Below are 1559 nucleotides of genomic sequence, written 5' to 3'. Positions count from 1 at the left end.
AGTGACGGTACCTGGAGAAGAAGCACCGGCCAACTACGTGCCAGCAGCCGCGGTAATACGTAGGGTGCGAGCGTTGTCCGGAATTACTGGGCGTAAAGAGCTCGTAGGCGGTTTGTCGCGTCGTCTGTGAAATTCTGCAACTCAATTGCAGGCGTGCAGGCGATACGGGCAGACTTGAGTACTACAGGGGAGACTGGAATTCCTGGTGTAGCGGTGAAATGCGCAGATATCAGGAGGAACACCGGTGGCGAAGGCGGGTCTCTGGGTAGTAACTGACGCTGAGGAGCGAAAGCGTGGGTAGCGAACAGGATTAGATACCCTGGTAGTCCACGCCGTAAACGGTGGGTACTAGGTGTGGGTTCCTTTTCACGGGATCCGTGCCGTAGCTAACGCATTAAGTACCCCGCCTGGGGAGTACGGCCGCAAGGCTAAAACTCAAAGGAATTGACGGGGGCCCGCACAAGCGGCGGAGCATGTGGATTAATTCGATGCAACGCGAAGAACCTTACCTGGGTTTGACATACACCAGACGCGGCTAGAGATAGTCGTTCCCTTGTGGTTGGTGTACAGGTGGTGCGTGAGGTGGAGCGAATCCCTTAAAGCCAGTCTCAGTTCGGATTGGGGTCTGCAACTCGACCCCATGAAGTCGGAGTCGCTAGTAATCGCAGATCAGCAACGCTGCGGTGAATACGTTCCCGGGCCTTGTACACACCGCCCGTCACGTCATGAAAGTCGGTAACACCCGAAGCCGGTGGCCTAACCCCTTGTGGGAGGGAGCTGTCGAAGGTGGGATCGGCGATTGGGACGAAGTCGTAACAAGGTAGCCGTACCGGAAGGTGCGGCTGGATCACCTCCTTTCTAAGGAGCACACAACAACACGTGTTTCAGCAGACGTTTGTTCTGCGGCGCGTGTGTGTTCAAGGGTGAAACATCAAACACGCCACCCAAGGTGCTGGCCTCATATGGGCAGGCGCTGGTGGTGAGCTTGCCGGGTGACTGGCTCGCTGCTCCCAACACACTATCGGGGTTCTGAGAGAACACACGTTTTCTCTGAGCTGATTATCGTGAGGTCGTGCTGATGCATCCTGTGATGGGGTGTGGAGCGGCCAAGTGGTGATAGGCGTGTGTTGTTTGAGAAGTGCATAGTGGATGCGAGCATCTTTATTTCCAACCAATGCTCCAACGTTGTTGGGGTGCTTGGTCTGTGATTTAGCAGATAATGTTTTGAGTGTTTGTGATGTCTACATTCGATCCTCCTTGTGGGGGTTGTTTGTAGGTGTTGTTGTAAGTGTGTAAGGGCGTTCGGTGGATGCCTTGGTACCAGGAGCCGATGAAGGACGTGGTAGGCCGCGATAGTCCTCGGGGAGTTGTCAAACGAGCTGTGATCCGAGGGTGTCCGAATGGGGAAACCCAGCACGAGTGATGTCGTGTTACCACCAGCTGAATGTATAGGCTGTGTGGGGGGAACGTGGGGAAGTGAAACATCTCAGTACCCATAGGAAGAGAAAACAATTGTGATTCCGTGAGTAGTGGCGAGCGAAAGCGGAGGAGGCTAAACC

Annotated in this window: 2 rRNA genes; both read left to right on the top strand. The window is 54.8% G+C overall.

Annotated elements, in window-relative coordinates:
- Nucleotides 1–858 (top strand): 16S ribosomal RNA (locus tag A9310_RS23315); the annotation flags it as partial.
- Nucleotides 859–1282: 424 nt separating this feature from the next.
- A 23S ribosomal RNA gene (locus tag A9310_RS23310) occupies nucleotides 1283–1559 on the top strand; the annotation flags it as partial.

This window comes from Gordonia sp. UCD-TK1 (genome assembly GCF_001691435.1).
Classification (GTDB): Bacteria; Actinomycetota; Actinomycetes; order Mycobacteriales; family Mycobacteriaceae; genus Gordonia; species Gordonia hongkongensis.
Note: the sequence above shows the minus strand (reverse complement) of the source record. Positions and strands in the feature narration are given on the sequence as shown.